The organism is Streptomyces sporangiiformans, assembly GCF_005768555.2.
GTDB lineage: Bacteria > Actinomycetota > Actinomycetes > Streptomycetales > Streptomycetaceae > Streptomyces > Streptomyces sporangiiformans.
In genome coordinates, this window is sequence record NZ_VCHX02000083.1 from 29344 (window position 1) to 46907 (window position 17564).

Sequence of the window (17564 nt, forward strand, 5' to 3'; positions counted from 1 at the left end):
GTCTTCGACAGCCGGACCCTGTGCGGACACTTATCGGCCACACGGTCATGGGCTCGCAGAAACCATGGAGGGAAGTACGGGGCGCGTCAAGATGCGGGAACCGGATTTCTTCGGCAGTCCGCGTTCTCTTTGTGGTCGGATCCCTGCGGCGACCGCGATGGTGGCGCAGGTGAGAGATGGTGGGCGTCCGGCTCTTGACGGGTCGAGAATCCCGAGTGCTATCGTTAGCACATCACGTGGCTGTGACAACTATTCCGACGCTCCCGGCATCTTGTGATCGGTACCAGGGGCGTACTGTGGCGCTCTCCGTTCCGACCACGAGTCGACGAGGGCCAGGGACACCCGACGCAAGCCCAGCGACCCTCTCCACCCCACCCACGGCGGCCGACGGCCCCCACCGGGCACACCCGGTGGCCCGACGCGCCGTGTGGGTGATCAATCCTGCTGACCGGATGTGCCCCGGCGAGATGCCTGTACGTCCGCCGCGAGCCGCACGATTCTGCGAGGACGACCTGTTATGAGACCACCGAGCACGGGCACCGTGCTGCTCACCGACTACGCCTGGCCCGACGACACCGTCGAGCGATCGGTCATCGAGGAAGCGGGCCTCACCCTCGTGACCGGCCCCGCCGAGCCCGCCTCCGCCGAGGTCATCGAGGGCCTGGTCGCCGAGCACCGCCCCTCGGGGATCCTCACCTGCTGGGCGCCCGTCTCCGCCGCCGCGGTCGGGGCGTCGCCGGACCTGCGGATCGTGGCCAGGCTCGGTGTCGGACTCGACAACATCGCCGTGGACACCGCCACGGAGCGCGGCGTCTGGGTCACCAATGTGCCGGACTACTGCGTCGAGGAGGTCTCGGACCACGCCGTGGGCATGGTGCTGGCCTGGACGCGCGGGCTGGCCGTGTGCGACCGGGAGGTCCGCGCGGGCCGCTGGGACCCCGCGGCGGCCCGACTGCGCCGACTGTCGACGCTGACCTGCGGCGTCGTCGGATACGGACGGATCGGGCGCGCCACGGTCCGCAAACTGGGCGCCTTCTGCTGCCGGATCCTGGCACACGACCCGCACCCGCCCCAGGACGTTCCGGGGGTGGAGATGGTGGGACTGGAGGAGCTGCTGCGCCGCAGCGACGTGGTGATCCTCCATGTGCCGCTGACGCGGGACACGCACCATGTCATCGGCGCGGAGCAGTTGGCACTGATGCCGCCGGGCGGTCTGCTGGTCAATGTCAGCAGGGGAGGCCTGGTGGACACCGACGCGGTCGTCAAGGCGCTGGACAGCGGGCACCTGGGCGGAGCCGCCTTCGACGTACTGGAAACCGAACCGCACGTCCCCGCCGAACTGCTCGCCCAGCCGGGCGCCGTCCTCACCCCGCATGTGGCGTTCTCCTCCGACGCGTCGGTCACGGAGTTGCGTCGCCGCGCCGCCGAGGAGGTCGTCCGGGTGCTGAGGGGCGAGACGCCGGCCCACGCTCGCAACAGCCCCCGCGGCGCCGATGCCGCTGGTGGGCCGGGGGACCGGCGATGACCTCGAACTCCGTGCCCGTACCGGCTGCTGTGCCGACACCGGTCTCCGGGCCTGTCATGGTCTCCGCGTCCGCACCTGAGCCCGCGCTGACCGATTTCCTGCTGGCCAACAAGCTTGCCGCGCCGGACGAAGCCGCGCGCTGGACGCCGCTGGCCGGTGGCGTCTCCTCCGATCTGTGGCGGGTGGACCTGCCAGGGCGCTCCCTGTGCGTGAAGCGGGCGCTGGCCAAACTGCGGGTCGCCGCCGACTGGCAGGCGCCGGTGTCGCGCAACGCCTACGAGTGGGCGTGGATGCGGTTCGCGGCCGGACACCGACCGGACAGCGTCCCGGAACTGCTGGCCCACGACGCCGCGGCCGGCCTCTTCGCGATGGCGTACCTGCCCCCCGAGCGGTACCCGGTGTGGAAGGCGCAACTGCTCGACGGAAAGGTGGAGGTGGAGACCGCGGCGGCCGTCGGAGAGGTGCTCGGCGGTCTGCACGCGGCCAGTGCCGGGGACACCGCACTCGCGGCGGAATTCGCCACCGACGACAACTTCAACGCGCTGCGCATCGAGCCGTACCTGCTGGCCACCGCGGCCGCGCACCCCGGGCTGCGCGACGTTCTCCAAGACCTCGCCGACCGCACGGCCGCGACGCACCTGGCCCTGGTGCACGGCGACGTCAGCCCCAAGAACATTCTTGTCGGGCCCGCTCAGCCGGTGCTGCTGGACGCCGAATGCGCGTGGTACGGAGACCCGGCCTTCGACCTGGCCTTCTGCGTCAATCATCTGCTCCTCCAGAGCCTGGTCGTACGCGGGCGCCGCGCCGAACTCCTGGGGTGCGCCCGGGTGCTGGCCGAGGCGTACTTCCGGCGCGCCGACTGGGAGCCGAGGGCGGCGCTTCAGGCGCGCGCGGCGTCGCTGCTGCCGGCGCTGCTGCTCGCACGCGTGGACGGCAAGTCGCCGGTGGAGTACCTCACCGACGACCGGCACAAGTTGTTCGTACGCACCGTGGCGTCGGCCCTGCTCCGTGCGTTCGCCCCCACCGTGGAGGACGTACTGGACGCCTGGCGGACCGCTCTCAACAGCTGAGGATCCCGTCCGAACCCGACCGAGAGGAGCCGCACATGCGCAGAGTCGTCACCGGTCATGACGAGAACGGAAGATCGGTCGTCGTCAGCGACGGCCCCGTTCCCCGCACCAGAGAGTTCACCAGTCTGCCCGGCTGGGTGTCCGCGGTGCCGTGGGCCACCGAACCCGGCGAACCGGTCAGCCGGACCGGGGAGGACCCCACACCGAAGATCACCAGTCTCCTCCCGGGCCCCGGCGGCACACGCTTCATCGTCCTCACCATGCCGCCGGACACCGCCATGGCCGACCCGGCGTTCGACCCCGTGGCCTTCGACAGTGAGCAGCGAGCCGATTCGCCCGGTATCGCGGAGCTCATCGGGCCCGACGGCATGCACACCACGCCGACCGTCGACTACGGCATCGTGCTCCAGGGGGAGGTCGTCCTCGAACTCGACGACGGCCGGTGCACGCCGCTCTCGGCGGGAGACATCGTGATCCAGAACGGCACCCGGCACGCCTGGCGCAATCGCAGCGACCGTCCGGTCATCGCGGCCTTCGTACTGATCGGAGCCGAGGTCGGGAACGACCGCTGACACGGCGGCTTCGTGCGGTTTCCTCCTTTTCAGTGGCCTCGCAGAACGTCGAGGGCCGTGAGAGCCACGTGCAGTTCGGTGCATTGTTCGCCGGATTCGAGGTCGCACTCGAGCAGACGCTCGATGGCTCGCAGGCGCTGGTAGACGGTCTCGCGGGACAGGCCGCCGCGGCGTGCGGCGATGGTCTTGTTGCCGGCCGCGTCCAGATAGTGGCGCAAGGTCGTCAAGAGATCGGTGCCGTGGCGTGCGTCGTGGTCGATGAGCCGGCCGAGTTGCCGTTCGGCGTAGTCCTGGATCCGGATGTCCTCGCGGAGCGCGTACAGGAGCCGGCGCAGGCCGATGTCGGACAGTTCGTGGAAGGACCTGCCCTCGGGGAGTTGCTGGCCGGGCAGGGTCGCCTCGGCCACGCGGGCCGCTTCGCGGAAGGAACGGGCCGCGTCGGAGAGGTCGGTGACCTCGGAGCCGACGCTCACGACGGCTCGCGGGTCATGGTCCAGTGCGGTGCGACTCAGCCGTTCCACCGGGGGCCTCCACGGCATGGCGGGGCGTAGGGCGAGCAGGATGCCGAGGCGGCCGGGTGCCAGCGCGCCGACGAGCGCGGGAACCGCTGCCGTCCGAAGTTCCCGGGCCAGGAGCGTCTCCGGCTCCGCCGCGTCGTCTTCCGTTTCCGCGGGCAGCGTGACGAGGACGGCGAGGAAGCGGCTGTCCTCGGTGGGCAGGCCCAGCGCGGCGGCGCGGGCGCGGGCGTCCTCGGGGGAGCGGTGGCGCCGCTCGGCGAGGTCCCGCAACGCGCTTCGGTGTGCGCTGCGTTCCCACGGTGTGGGGTGGATGAGGCGGGCGATGGTCAGGGCCATCGCCGTTCTCTCCAGGACGGTGACGTCCTCGGGCCCGAAGGCCACGGGAGCCCCGAGATCCCGGACGTCCCCGCCGGCCGCGGAACCCGATGCACTGGGTGGGCCGAGAAGCATGGCCACGCGGCCCCACCGTTCGCCCTGGTATTCCACGGGTGCCACGAGCCAGCTCTCGGGGCCACGCACGTCCGTGTGATCGCAGGGCGGGGTCGCCCGGGAGCGCTGTTCCCAGCCGGTGAGGGCGTTCTCCACGGTGTTGCCGGAGGGCTCGCAGATCAGCGCCTGGTGCACCAGGTTCTCCAGTACGACCGTGTGCCCGCTCATCTCCGCCGCCGCCCGCACCACTTCCTCGGGCTCCGCGCCGCGCAGCGTCAGCGCGGTGAACGCCTCGTGGATCCGCTGGGTCCGGCGCATCGCGTCCGTCTGGTTGCCGAGGATGAGGGTGTGGACGACCTGGGTGACCTCCAGGAAGTTGACGTCCTTGGACAGGGTGACGAGCGGCAGCCCGCGGGTGCGGCAGGCTCGGACCAGCGCGTCGGGTGGGCGGTGGTAGCGCCGGACGAGTTCGATGACCAGGGCCGCCGCGCCGATGTCGGCGAGTTCGTCCACGTACCGGCGCACGCCCGTCGCGTCCTCGGGCAGGGGCATGCCCGTGGTCAGGACGAGTTCCCCGCCCTTGAGGAAGGAGGCGGGATCCGTCAGTTCGGTGATGTGGACCCAGCGGACCGGCCGGTCGAGGCGGCTTTCGCCGGTGACGACCCGTGGCTGTCCCGCGGCCAGCACGGGAAGGGCCAGGGCGTCGGCCACGGTGAGCGGTGGGCCTGCGAGGCCAATCCCGGTGGTCTCCCGCGCGTCCGCGTCCGCGTCCGCGTCCGTGTCGCTGTCAGCGGACGCGGAAACGGTCACGGCTCGGTGGTTCTCGGTCACGGCTGCCCTCCTTGCGTGCCCGGACACTGTGACAAGGGTCGCTGACCTGCGCAAGAGCGGTCTTACGGCGGTTCCAGCGGCGCGGGATCACACGTCATCGCCCCGAGCGGTTGACACAACGTCCGAAGGCCGTGTCCTGGCTGGACACATCATGCGGTGTCGCCGTGCGCGGCAGGGGAGATGCTCGGGAGGACGGAGCAGATCACGTACACGCACACCACGTATACGAGGACCACTACAGCGCCGGGAGACGAACATGACCGCACTGTCGCCGCACCTTCGCCAGGCCACGCCCGTGGTGGCGGCCCGGGGCGAGGGCGTCCACCTGTACGGCGAGGACGGCCGCCGCTATCTCGACTTCACCGCCGGTATCGGCGTCACCAGCACCGGGCACTGTCACCCCAAGGTCGTGGCGGCGGCCCAGGAGCAGGTGGGCACGCTGGTGCACGGCCAGTACACGACCGTCATGCACCAGCCGCTGCGGCGCCTCGTCGAGAAGCTGGGCGAAGTGCTGCCGTCCGGACTGGACAGCCTGTTCTTCATGAACTCCGGCAGCGAGGCCGTGGAGGCTGCGTTGCGGCTGGCCCGCCAGGCCACGGGCCGCCCCAACGTGCTGGTCTGCCACGGCGGGTTCCACGGCCGCACGGTGGCCGCCGCCTCGATGACCACCTCCGGCACCCGTTTCCGGTCGGGCTTCTCCCCACTGATGAGCGGCGTGGTCGTCACCCCCTTCCCGTCGGCCTTCCGCTACGGCTGGGACGAGGACACCGCTACCCGCTTCGCCCTGAAGGAGCTCGACTACACGCTCCAGACGATCTCCTCGCCCGACGACACGGCCGCGATCATCGTCGAGCCGGTGCTCGGTGAGGGCGGATACGTGCCCGCGAACCGCGCCTTCCTGGAAGGTCTGCGCGAGCGGGCGGACCGCCACGGCTTCCTGCTGATCCTCGACGAGGTGCAGACCGGCGTGGGCCGCACGGGCCGGTTCTGGGGCCACGACCACTTCGGCGTCACCCCGGACATCCTCATCACCGCCAAGGGGCTGGCCAGCGGTTTCCCGCTCTCCGGGATCGCCGCGTCCGAGGAGCTGATGCGCAAGGCGTGGCCGGGATCGCAGGGCGGTACGTACGGCGCCAACGCCGTGGCCTGCGCGGCGGCCGTCGCCACCCTCGACGTCGTACGCGACGAGAAGCTCGTCGAGAACGCCGACGCGATGGGCAAGCGGCTGCGTCACGGCCTGGAGGCGGTGGCCGACCGGACATCGGCCATCGGCGACGTGCGGGGCCTCGGGCTGATGCTGGCCAGCGAATTCGTCACCGAGGACGGCAGCCCCGACCCCGAGACCGCCGCCCGCGTGCAGCGAGCCGCCGTCGACGAGGGACTGCTCCTGCTGCTGTGCGGCGCCTGGAACCAGGTCGTACGCATGATCCCGGCACTCGTCATCGACGAGACGGCGGTGGACGAGGGCCTCCAGGCGTGGGCGACCGCGGTGGAGGCCGGCACATCGGGAGCGGCAGGGCGATGACGGACACCACCACGGCCCTGGAGCCGCTGGTCGCGCGGCTCACCAGGACCGCTCCCGGCCTGCGGGTGGAGACCGGCCCGGGCTCCACCGGTCCCTACGCCTACGACGCCTCCAACTACCGGGTCCCGCCGAGGGCCGTGGTGTTCCCCCGTACCGCCGACGACGTGAGCGCGGTGCTGCGGGCCTGCCGGGAGGCGGGCCTCCCCATCACCGCGCGTGGCGGCGGCACCAGCATGGCCGGCAACGCGGTCGGACCGGGTGTGGTCCTGGACTTCTCCCGGTACATGAACCGGATCCTGGACATCGACCCGGTGGCGCGCACCGCGCGTGTCGAGGCCGGGGTGATCCTGGACGCGCTGCGCGGCGCGACCGCCCTGCACGGGCTCACCTTCGGCCCCGACCCCTCCTCGCACAGCCGCTGCACCCTCGGCGGCATGATCGGCAACGACGCCTGCGGAAACCGGTCGGTGCGGCACGGGCGTACCAGTACGCACATCGAGGCGCTGGAGATCGTGACGGCCGACGGCGTGCGAGCCGTCGCCGACGGCGAGGGCCTGCGCGCGGCCGACCCGAACGACACGGACGCGGTCCGGCGTGTCGCCCGCCTCAGAGCGGACGTCCGACGTCTGATCGACGCCAACCTGGCGCCGATCCGCACCGAGCTGGGCCGCGTTCCCCGTCAGGTCTCCGGCTACCAACTGCACCACCTGCTGCCCGAACACGGCTTCGACATGGCCCGCGCTCTGGTGGGCACCGAAGGCTCCTGTGCGGTCGTCACCGCCGCGACGGTCCGCCTGGTGGCGACCGCACAGGCTTCCACGCTGCTGACGCTCGGCTACGACGACGTCGTCGACGCCGCCGAGGACGTCCCCGAGATCCTGCGCTGGAACCCCACCGCCGTGGAGGGGATGGACGAGGCCATCGTCGCCACGATGCGCGCCCGCCGCGGCCCGGACTCCGTGACCGGACTGCCCGAGGGGCGGGCCTGGCTGTACGTCGAACTCGACGGTGACGACCAGGCGGCGGTCGACGCCCGTGCCGCCGAACTGCTCGACGTGCTCAAGGCCCAGGGCCGGATGACCGGCGGACGGGTCGTTCAGAGTCCTGCCCAGCGGCGTTCGCTGTGGCGGGTCCGCGAGGACGGGGCCGGGCTCGCCGCCCGTCTGGTGGACGGCGGGGAGTCGTGGCCGGGCTGGGAGGACGCGGCGGTCGCGCCCGAGAACCTGGCCGCCTACCTGCGGGACTTCCGCAAGCTGCTGTCCTCCCACGGCCTGACCGGGGTGCTGTACGGCCACTTCGGTGCGGGCTGTGTCCATGTGCGCATCGACTTCGACCTCGCCACGGATGCCGGCCGGGCCGCGACCCGCCGCTTCCTCGGCGAGGCGGCCGCGCTCGTGGTCTCGCACGGCGGCTCTCTGTCGGGCGAGCACGGGGACGGGCGGGCTCGTGGTGAGCTGCTGGAGGTCATGTACAGCCACCGGATGATCCAGACGTTCGCCGCCTTCAAGGAGATCTTCGATCCCGAGGGGCTGCTCAACCCCGGCGTCATCGTGGCCCCGGCCCGACTCGACGCCGACCTCGCGCTGCACACGCCCTCCGACGTGCTGCCCGTCGAGACCCTCTTCTCCTTCCCACACGACGAGGACGGCTTCGCGGGTGCGGTACGCCGCTGTGTCGGCGTCGGCCGCTGCCGCAGCGACGCGGGCGGCGTGATGTGTCCCAGCTACCGGGCCACCGGAGAGGAGAACGACTCGACCCGGGGCCGGGCCCGGCTGCTCCAGGAGATGGTGCGGGGCGACTTCGTCCAGGACGGCTGGCGCTCGACGGAGGTGCGCGACGCCCTCGACCTGTGCCTGTCCTGCAAGGCGTGCTCCAGCGACTGCCCGGTCGGCGTCGACATGGCCACGTACAAGGCGGAGTTCCTGCACCAGCACTACAAGGGCAGGATCCGGCCCCGCTCCCACTACTCGCTGGGCTGGCTGCCGCTGACCTCGGCCCTGGCCGGATTCGCCGCCCGCCCGATCAACGCGCTGCTGCGCGGACCGGTCGGCAAGCTGCTTGCCCGGCTCGGCGGCGTGACCACACAGCGCAGGATCCCGGCCTTCGCCTCCCGGCGCGCCCTGCGCAAGGTCCTGCGCGCCGCGAAGTCCGGTGAACAGGCGAAGGCCCTGCTCTTCGTCGACAGCTTCACCCGCGCCTTCCGCCCCGAGGTCGCGGGCGCCGCGAGCCGCGTGCTCGCCGACGCCGGCATCCCCTGCACGGCGGAGGACGGCCTGTGCTGCGGCCTGACCTGGGTGAGCACCGGCCAGCTGTCCACCGCGCGCCGCGTCATGGCCCGTACGGTCGCCCACCTGGACAACGGCGACGACCGGCCCATCATCGTGGCCGAACCCAGCTGCGCCGCCGCCCTCAAGCGTGACGTGCCCGAACTGCTCGGCACCGACGCCGCCCAGCGCGTCGCGGCCCGCGTCCACACCTTCACCGGCGCCCTGACCGACCTGGCCGCGCCGGACTGGACCCCGCCGGAGCTGCCGGACCAGGTCGTCCTGCAGACCCACTGCCACGAGTACGCCACCTTCAAGGGCCGCCACCCCCGCGACCTGCTCGGCCGCCTCGGCGTGGAGAAGGTCGACGAGGCGGAGGGCTGCTGCGGACTCGCCGGGAACTTCGGCTTCGAGGAGCAGCACTACGACACCTCGATGGCCGTCGCCGACCTGGCTCTGAAGCCACGCCTCGACGGCATCGACCAGGACATGCCGACGGTCGTCGTGGCCGACGGTTTCAGCTGTGCCACCCAGATCGACCACCTCGCCGGTGACCGGGGCATCCGGGCCCTGCACCTCGCGGAGCTGCTGCTCGACCCCACCGCCGATCAACCAGGAGGAACCCCATGACCGACACACCCACGCAGTTGTTCATCGGCGGGGCCTGGGCGGACGCCGCGGACGCCGCCACCATGCCCGTGGACGACCCCGCGACCGGTGAGATCCTCTGCCATGTCGCCGACGCGGGCGCCAAGGACGCCCAGCGCGCCGAGGAGGCGGCCGTCCAGGCGCAGGAGGAGTGGGCCCGTACGGCGCCGCGGGTCCGTAGCGAGATCCTGCGCCGGGCGTACGAGATCATCGTCGAGCGCACCGATGAGCTGGCCCACCTGATGACGGCCGAGATGGGCAAGCCCCTGGCCGAGGCCAGGGGAGAGGTGGCGTACGCGGCCGAGTTCTTCCGCTGGTTCTCCGAGGAGGCCGTGCGTATCGAGGGCGGCAACGGTGTCCTGCCCGACGGCCGCAACCGCATGCTGCTCTCCCGCCGCCCGGTCGGCCCCTGTCTGCTGATCACTCCGTGGAACTTCCCGCTGGCCATGGGCACCCGCAAGATCGGCCCGGCGATCGCCGCCGGCTGCACGATGATCCTCAAGCCGGCCCCGCAGACCCCTCTGTCCAGCCTGGCTCTCGCCGCGATCCTCAAGGAGGCCGGGCTGCCGGACGGCGTGCTCAACGTCGTCACCACCTCCCGTGCGGGGGAGGTGTGCGAACCGCTCCTGCGCGGCGGGCGGATTCGCAAGCTCTCCTTCACCGGCTCCACCAACGTCGGACGCCTGCTGCTCGCCCAGAGCGCGGAGGCGGTCGTGCGGACCTCGATGGAGCTGGGCGGGAACGCGCCGTTCATCGTCTTCGAGGACGCCGACCTGGACAAGGCGGTCGACGGCGCGATGGTCGCCAAGATGCGCAACATGGGCGAGGCCTGCACCGCCGCCAACCGCTTCTTCGTCCACAGCTCCGTGGTGGAGGAGTTCGGGCGGCGCCTGGCCGAGCGCATGGGCGCGCTGGTCGTGGGCCCCGGCACCCGGAACGGCGTCGACGTCGGCCCGCTGATCGACAGGGTCGGACGGGCCAAGGTCGAGGAACTGGTGGCCGACGCGGTGGAGCGCGGCGCCCGGGTGCTCGTAGGCGGCCGTACGCCCGAGGGGCCGGGTTGCTTCTACCCGCCGACCGTGCTCATGGACGTCGCCTCCGACAGCCGCCTGATGGACACGGAGATCTTCGGCCCGGTCGCGGCGATCCTCACCTTCGACGACGAGGACGAGGTGATCCGCCGGGCCAACGACACCCCCTGGGGCCTCGTCGGCTACGTCTTCACCGAGGGCCTGGACCGCGCCCTGCGGGTCAGCGAGCGTCTGGAGGTCGGCATGGTCGGCCTCAACACCGGCCTCGTCTCCAACCCGGCCGCCCCCTTCGGCGGCGTCAAGCAGTCCGGGCTGGGCCGCGAGGGCGGCCGGGTCGGGATCGACGAGTTCCTTGAGTACCAGTACCTCGCGGTGCCCGTGCAATGACGGCGGTCCTGCCCTGACATACGCCGCATCGCGCACCGCGGGCCACCCCGTGCCCGGCCGCTCAGCCCTCCTGGCCGGGCACGGGTCCAGGTCGGCCCCGCCGCGGGCCGGCCCGAAGCCCCCGCCCTCAGCGCAGGTGGCGCGCGGTGATCTCCGCCGCCGTCTCGGTCACGAGCTGCCCCAGCTCGGCGAGTCGGCCGGGCTCGAAGCGGGAGTCCGGCAGGGAGACGGCCACGGCGGCCAGCGGGACGCCGTCACCGTCCAGGACGGATGCCGCGATGGCGCAGACCCCCTGGAGGTACTGGTTGTGGTTGACGGCGTAGCCACGCTCCCTGACCCGCTGGAGCTCCGTGCGCAGCTCCTTGGGGTCGGTGATGGTCTCCTCGCCGTACCCCTCGAACGTGCCCGTCGCGAACTCGTCGACCTCGGGATTCGGGAGATGCGCGAGGATCGCGTGCCCGGCAGCCGTGGCGTGCAGCGGTGAGGTGTCGCCGATGGTGTGGAAGGTCCGTACGGGGTGGTCGCAGTCGACGCGGTCGACGACGACCATGCTGTGCAGCGCGTCGGGCACCGAGAGATGGATGGTCTCGTTCACCGTGTCCCGGAGTCGGATCATGGGCTCGCGGGCGGCGGCGAACAGGCTGGATCCCTGGAGGGCGGCGGGTCGTACGGCGAGGATGCGGGCGCCTATCTCCCAGCGCGTGGTGTCCCTCCGGTTGGCCCGGAGCCAGCCCGCCTCCGCCAGGGTGACCAGGGTGCGCTGCACGGTCGACTTCGGCAGGCCGAAGAGCTTCGTCAGCTCACCCAGGGTCACGGGCTGATGCCGGGCGACCGCCTCCAGGATGCGCAGTGACCTGGTGACGCTCTTCATTTCCATCCGGGGCCCCCGTCAGTCGCATGGCTTCGTCGTGCTCACCTCTTGACTCCCTTCCGGAGCCGTGGGCATGATTCGTGCCGGATTCTAGCACGGTGTTCCACAATATGGCATGGAGAGGAGTGGATCCGATGACCTTCGCGGCGATGAACGGCGGGAGCGCCCTGACCCCGCCCCGCCGTGCCGCGCGGGGCGGCCGCCCTGGGCCCGGCACCTCCCCCGGCCGGGCCCGGGGCGACGGCTGCCCTGACATGCGGCAAGGGCCGGCCCGCACGCTCCGACGCGTGCAAGCCGGCCCTCGCCGGTCCGGGGCCCTCCTGGGCCACCGCCTTCCGTTAGCCGCCCAGTAGGCGTCCGCTGATCTCCTCTGCCGCGCCGGCGACGCGGTCGCCCCACTCGGACTCCCGGTCCGCGTCGTACCGGGAGTCGGGCATCGAGACCGCCACGGCGGCCAGCGGTGTCCCGCTCTCGTCGAGCACGGGGGCGGCGAGGGCGCAGACGCCCGGCCGGTAATGATTCCGGTTGATCGCGTAGCCGTCGGTGCGGATCCGGTCCAGCTCGGCGCGCAGTTCGTCGGGGTCGGCGGGGGTCGTGTCGCTGAAGCGCTCCAGGCCCTGGGCGATGAGTTCCTCGACGTCCCGCTTCGGAAGCTGGGCGAGGATCGCGCGCCCCACGGCGGTGGCGTGCAGCGGTGAGGTGTCGCCGATGCTGTGGAAGGTCCGTACGGGGTGGTCGCAGTCGACGCGGTCCACCACGACCATGCACTGCAGCGCGTCGGGCACCGACAGGTGGATGGTCTCGTTCACCGCGTCCCGGAGTCGGATCATGGGCTCGCGGGCGGCGGCGAACAGGCTGGATCCCTGGAGGGCGGCGGGTCGTACGGCCAGCACCCGGGCGCCGATCTCCCAGCGGGTGGTGTCCTTGCGGTTCGCGCGCAGCCAGCCCGCCTCCGCCAAGGTGACCAGGGTGCGCTGCACGGTCGACTTCGGCAGGCCGAAGAGTTTCGTCAACTCCCCGACAGTGACCGGCTGATGCTGGGCGACCGCCTCCAGGATGCGCAGCGACCTGGTCACGCTCTTCATTTCCATCCGGTTTCCCCCTGTTAATCCTCGGAATCTCTGATGGACACCCTCTTGACTCCCCATCGAGCCGCTGTCATTCTCGTGCCAGATTCTAGCACAGCGTTCCACAATGTGGCACGGCTCAGCGGAAGAGACTCCGCAGAAGTGAGCCGGCACCGCGAGACACGGCGGCTGCGAGCCGAGAGCCCTGAGAGAGGGCCCGGCCCCCGTTCAAACCACCTTGAATCGACCAGCCTCACGTCGGGCGCCCAGCATGCGCCTCGGCGATACGAAAGGAAAGTCCTGTGTCAGCTGCCAGGAAGCGCGTCGCCGTCGTCGGCGTCGGAACAATGGGCAGCCAGGCCGCCTGGCGGCTGGCGGCCCGGGGTGCCGAGGTCGTCGGGTACGACCGGTTCGCCCCCGGCCACGACCGCAGTGCCGCCGGCGGTGAGACCCGGATCTTCCGCAGCGCGCACTTCGAGGACTCCCGCTACGTCCCGCTCCTCAAGCACGCCGACGCCCTGTGGGAGCAGCTGCAGCAGGAGGCCGGCCGTGAGCTGCGCCGCCTGACCGGATGTCTGCTGATGGGGCCGACCGGACACCACCAGATGGCCACCGTCCTGCAGTCCATCGCGGAGCACGACCTCGACCACGAGGTGCTCGATGCCGAGATTCTCGCGAAGCGCTTCCCGCAGTACCGCATCGAGGACGGCGACGCGGCCGTGCTCGACCGTCGCGCCGGCTTCATCCGCCCGGAGCTGACCATCCAGACCGCCGCTCGCCGCGCCGAGCAGCTGGGCGCCGTGATCCGCCGCTACAGCACGGTCCGCGAGATCGTCCCCGTCGCGGGCGGCGTCGAGATCCGCACCGACTCCGGCAGCGAGCGCTTCGACACCGCCGTCGTCACCCCCGGCCCCTGGGTCAACGACCTGCTGCCCGACCTGCCGTGGGAGGTGGACGTCCGCCGCCTGGTCAGCGCCTGGTACGTGCCCACCACCCCCGAGGCCTGGTTCGGCGAGGAGCGCCCGGCGTTCATCCGGACCGCGCCCACCCACTGCTACGGCCTGCCCTCGCCGGACGGCATCTCCGTCAAGCTCGGCCTCTCCCGCGCCCTGCACCAGCCGGCGGGCGACCCGAACCAGCTGGACCGGACGGTGCGGCCCGAGGAGCTGGAGATCTTCTCCGAGCTGATCGGGCGTCACATGCCGGACCTGCACCCGGACCCGACCCGTCTCTCCGTCTACATGGAGGGCTACACCGAGAGCAGCCGCCCCCTGGTCGGCCCCCTGCCCGGCGCCGAGAACGTGATCCTGCTCGCCGGTTTCTCCGGCCACGGCTTCAAGCTCTCGCCCGCCTTCGGCGACATCGCCGCCGACCTGGCGCTGGACGGCACCTCGCCCCAGCCCATCGACTTCATCTCCACCGTCGGCCGTACGGAGGCATGACCATGAACGACGCCACGCTCTCCGTCCGCGACCTGCACGCCGAGCCCGGCACCAAGGCCCGCGGCACCGTCCGGGCCGACCTCGGCACCCTCACCGCGGACATTCCGCTGACCCTGGTCAACGGCTCCCGCCCCGGCCCTCGGGTCGTCATCACCGCGGGCGTGCACGGCGGCGAATTCACGCCCATCGACGCCGTCGCGCGCCTGGCGAGCCTGCTGGAACCCGGTGAGGTGCGCGGACAGGTGATCATCTGTCCGGTCGCCAACCCCAACGCCGTGTACCAGGGCCGGCTCAACGTCTCCCCGGCCGACGGTGTGAACATCAACCGTGTCTTCCCCGGCGACCCGGCCGGCGGCCCCACCGAGCGGCTGGCCGCCTGGCTCTTCACCCACCTCGTCGACGGCGCCGACGTCTACATCGACCTGCACTGTGGCGGCATCGACCAGGTCCTGCGGGACTTCGTCGGCTACCGCCTCACCGGTGACCCGGACCTCGACAAGGCCACGGCCGAACTGGCGGGCTCCTTCGGCATCGAGGACGTCATCCTCGGACTGAAGGCAGACGGCGGCAACAGCCACGCGGCCGCCGCCCGCCGGGGCATCTCAGCCGTACTCGTCGAGGTGGGCCAACTCGGGCAGCGTGACGGGGCAACGGCCCGCCGCCGCGTCGACGGCCTGTTCCGGGCGCTGCGCCACCTGGGCGTGCTGGACCCGGACGACTCCGCCCCGGCGCCGATCCGCGAGTGGGTCTGGTCCGCCGGTGCCACCGCCGAGGCCACCGGCCTGTGGTACCCGGAGTTCTCCTTCGACGCCGACGTCATCGGCGAAGTGGCGGAGGGCGACGTCCTCGGCCGCATCATCGACCCGGCCGACGGCACGGAGCACACGGTCCACGCACCGGCCGGCGGGCGGATCTTCTACGGCATGCACGGCCTCACCGTCGCCCCCGGCACCGAACTCGCCGCCCTCGCCGTCCCGTGGGACCCCGACACGGCCGCGCGCCCCGACACCCTCCGGACCCCCGGTACGGGTGCCGGATCCGACGAGGCGGGTCCCCGCACCTAGACCCCCTTCAAGCCCCCCTTCCCCTTTCCCCCTTCCCCAGCCGCTCCCCTTCTCGCGGCCGGCACCACCAGGAGGCACACCATGAAAGATGCCCGAATAGACCGCAGACTGTTCCTGCGAGGAATAGGCGGGGTCACGGCGGGCGTCGCCGCCGCGACCACCCTCAGCGCCTGCGGCACCGGCACCAGCCGGTCCGGTTCCAGCAGCGCCAAGGCCGACGGCAAGACGGTGGTCGTCCGCGACAGCGGCGGTTCCTACGGCGCGGCCCTGCAGAAGGCGATCTACACGCCGTTCACGCAGGAGACCGGCATCCAGGTGAAGGTGCTCAACCTGGACGACGCTCCGCTGCTGGCGCAGATCAAGCAGGGCCGTCCGCAGTGCGACCTCATCAACAACTCGATGATGTCTCACACCAAGTACGTCAAGCAGGACGCCCTGGAGACGCTGGACCCCGAGCGGGTCAAGAGCGTGAAGAGCGCGAAGATCCCCGAGGCCCAGATCACCGACCACGCCATCGGGCACAGCTTCTACGGCCAGTGCATCGCGTACCGCACCGACGCCTTCGGCGGTAAGAAGCCGGAGTCGTGGGCGGACTTCTGGGACACCAAGGCGTTCAAGGGTGCCCGCGCGATGGTCCACCCGGACGGTGACCTGCCTGAGCTGGAGTTCGCGCTGCTCGCCGACGGTGTCCCGATGGACAAGCTGTACCCGCTGGATGTGGACCGCGCGTTCAAGGTGCTGACCCGGCTGCGCTCGAACATCAAGAAGTTCTGGGACAGCGGCCCGCTCCCCGGCGTGCTCCTCAGCCGCGAGGAGGTCACGATGTCCACCGTCTGGGACGGCCGGATCGCCGATCTGCAGAAGCAGGGCGTCCCGGTCGAGCGGCAGCTCAACGGCATGCGCCGCCAGTTCCAGGGCTATGCCATCGCCAAGGGCGCGGCCAACGTGGATGCCGCCTACCAGCTGATGGACTTCTCGCTGCGGGCGGAGAGCCAGGCCGCGCTGGCGAAGGCCTTCCCGTCGAACCCGGCTTCTCCGGTGGCTTACGCCAAGCTCTCCGAGGACGAGCGCAACGCTCTCGCGGGTGCGCCGAAGTACTACGACAAGGGTTTTGACGCGGATGTCGACTGGTGGCTGAAGAACGAAGCGGCTGTCACCAAGCGCTGGCTGGGGTGGGCTCGTGGCTGAGTTCGGTATCGCCGCACCGTCTGTCAAGGTGGCCGGCGGTAAGCCGGCCACCGCGACCGGCAAGTCGCTGTCGGTGGTGGCCCTGCGTAAGACGTACGGGGACGTCGTCGCCGTCGACGAGGCGTCCATGGAGATCGCGGCCGGGGAGTTCGTCACCTTCCTCGGCGCCTCGGGGTCGGGCAAGACCACGACGCTGATGATGATCGCCGGGTTCTGCGAACCCGACTCCGGCACCATCACCGTCGGGGACCGTGACGTGACCCGGCTCGCGCCGCAGAAGCGGAACCTCGGTTTCGTCTTCCAGCAGTACCTGCTCTTCCCGCACATGACGGTCAGCGAGAACGTCGCCTTCCCGCTCACGCTGCGCGGAGTGCCCAAGGCCGAGATCCGCAAGCGGGTCGGGGAGACGCTGGAGATCGCCGGCCTGTCCGGGTTCGGCGGGCGCAAGCCGCGCGAGCTGTCCGGTGGTCAGCAGCAGCGTGTCGCCCTGTGCCGGGCGCTGGTCTACCGCCCGCCGGTCATCCTCATGGACGAGCCGCTGGGCGCGCTGGACAAGAAGCTGCGAGACCAGCTGCAGGTCGAGATCAAGTCCATCCAGCAGGAACTCGGCCTGACCGTCATCTATGTGACGCATGATCAGGAAGAGGCGCTGGTCATGTCGGACCGCATCGCGGTGATGCGCAACGGCCTGATCGAGCAGTTCGACACCCCGCGGGAGCTTTTCGAGCGGCCGAGGACTCCCTTCGTCGCGGACTTCCTCGGCGCGGCCAACTTCCTGCCCGGCCGCGTGGAGAAGCACACCGACGAGCACACCCTGGTCCGCCTCGACAACTCCGGCGGCCTGCTGAAGGCACGGCGCCACCAGCTGGCATCCGGCACCGAGGTGAAGGTCGCCGTGCAGCCGGGCCGGCTGCGGGCCTGCGCCGACGACGACGGCTTCTGTACCGGCACGGTCGAGACCGCCACCTATGTGGGCACCCTGGTGCGCGCGGGGGTGCGGATCGACGGCAAGGAGGCGCCGCTGCTGCGCCTGGAAGTACCGGCCGGCCGCGGTCCCGTCGCCGGCGAGCGGGTCGGGATCACCGCCGACCCGGACGACGTCAACCTCTTCGCCGGCGAACAGGGAGGGTGA

General features: G+C 71.3%; 13 protein-coding genes. 10 read left to right on the plus strand and 3 right to left on the minus strand.

Annotation, left to right across the window (positions count from 1 at the left end; all coding sequences use genetic code 11):
• Positions 1-517 precede the first annotated feature (517 nt).
• Genes FGD71_RS08945 through FGD71_RS08955 form a run of 3 tightly spaced genes read left to right on the plus strand, consistent with a single transcriptional unit; the run spans position 518 to position 3167 of the window.
• Positions 518-1525, plus strand: coding sequence for a C-terminal binding protein (locus FGD71_RS08945; RefSeq protein WP_119099848.1), 1008 nt, complete (start codon positions 518-520; stop codon positions 1523-1525).
• Positions 1522-2595 carry a phosphotransferase family protein gene (locus FGD71_RS08950; RefSeq protein ID WP_240436481.1) on the plus strand — a complete coding sequence of 358 codons (1074 nt, stop codon included), beginning with the start codon at positions 1522-1524 and terminating at the stop codon, positions 2593-2595. The genes FGD71_RS08945 and FGD71_RS08950 overlap by 4 nt, the downstream gene beginning before the upstream one ends.
• Positions 2596-2630: 35 nt before the next feature.
• Entirely contained in the window at positions 2631-3167 is a 537-nt protein-coding gene (locus FGD71_RS08955) for a cupin domain-containing protein (RefSeq protein ID WP_119099849.1), read from the plus strand.
• A gap of 29 nt (positions 3168-3196) precedes the next feature.
• Here the strand turns inward: FGD71_RS08955 and FGD71_RS08960 are convergent, their stop codons facing one another.
• On the minus strand, positions 3197-4852 hold the full coding sequence (locus FGD71_RS08960) for a PucR family transcriptional regulator (protein ID WP_119100033.1): 1656 nt from the start codon (positions 4850-4852) through the stop codon (positions 3197-3199).
• Between the two features lie 349 nt (positions 4853-5201).
• On the opposite strand from FGD71_RS08960, the gene FGD71_RS08965 reads away from it, so the two are divergent.
• From FGD71_RS08965 to FGD71_RS08975, 3 genes are read left to right on the plus strand one after another with little or no spacing between them, the layout of a single operon-like run.
• Entirely contained in the window at positions 5202-6470 is a 1269-nt protein-coding gene (locus FGD71_RS08965; protein ID WP_119099850.1) for an aspartate aminotransferase family protein, read from the plus strand.
• The gene (locus FGD71_RS08970; protein WP_119100034.1) at positions 6467-9364 is read left to right on the plus strand and encodes an FAD-binding and (Fe-S)-binding domain-containing protein; all 2898 of its coding nucleotides are present in this window, start codon (positions 6467-6469) and stop codon (positions 9362-9364) included. The genes FGD71_RS08965 and FGD71_RS08970 overlap by 4 nt, the downstream gene beginning before the upstream one ends.
• Positions 9361-10800 (plus strand): NAD-dependent succinate-semialdehyde dehydrogenase, encoded by a 1440-nt coding sequence (locus FGD71_RS08975; protein ID WP_119099851.1) that lies wholly within the window; start codon positions 9361-9363, stop codon positions 10798-10800. The genes FGD71_RS08970 and FGD71_RS08975 overlap by 4 nt, the downstream gene beginning before the upstream one ends.
• A 127-nt stretch (positions 10801-10927) precedes the next feature.
• Here the strand turns inward: FGD71_RS08975 and FGD71_RS08980 are convergent, their stop codons facing one another.
• The gene (locus FGD71_RS08980; RefSeq protein ID WP_119099852.1) at positions 10928-11671 is read right to left on the minus strand and encodes an IclR family transcriptional regulator; all 744 of its coding nucleotides are present in this window, start codon (positions 11669-11671) and stop codon (positions 10928-10930) included.
• 338 nt (positions 11672-12009) lie between these two features.
• Entirely contained in the window at positions 12010-12756 is a 747-nt protein-coding gene (locus tag FGD71_RS08985) for an IclR family transcriptional regulator (protein ID WP_119100035.1), read from the minus strand.
• 284 nt (positions 12757-13040) lie between these two features.
• Between FGD71_RS08985 and solA the strand changes: the two genes are divergently transcribed.
• From solA to FGD71_RS09005, 4 genes are all read left to right on the plus strand, one after another.
• Positions 13041-14180 carry an N-methyl-L-tryptophan oxidase gene (gene solA / locus FGD71_RS08990; protein WP_119099853.1) on the plus strand — a complete coding sequence of 380 codons (1140 nt, stop codon included), beginning with the start codon at positions 13041-13043 and terminating at the stop codon, positions 14178-14180.
• Complete coding sequence (locus FGD71_RS08995; RefSeq protein ID WP_119099854.1) at positions 14177-15244, plus strand: succinylglutamate desuccinylase/aspartoacylase family protein; 1068 nt, start codon at positions 14177-14179, stop codon at positions 15242-15244. The genes solA and FGD71_RS08995 overlap by 4 nt, the downstream gene beginning before the upstream one ends.
• 81 nt (positions 15245-15325) lie before the next feature.
• A complete protein-coding gene (locus tag FGD71_RS09000; protein ID WP_119099855.1) occupies positions 15326-16432 on the plus strand; it encodes an ABC transporter substrate-binding protein in 1107 nt (368 codons plus the stop codon).
• Positions 16425-17564 (plus strand): ABC transporter ATP-binding protein, encoded by a 1140-nt coding sequence (locus FGD71_RS09005; protein WP_119099856.1) that lies wholly within the window; start codon positions 16425-16427, stop codon positions 17562-17564. Before FGD71_RS09000 ends, FGD71_RS09005 begins: the two co-directional genes overlap by 8 nt.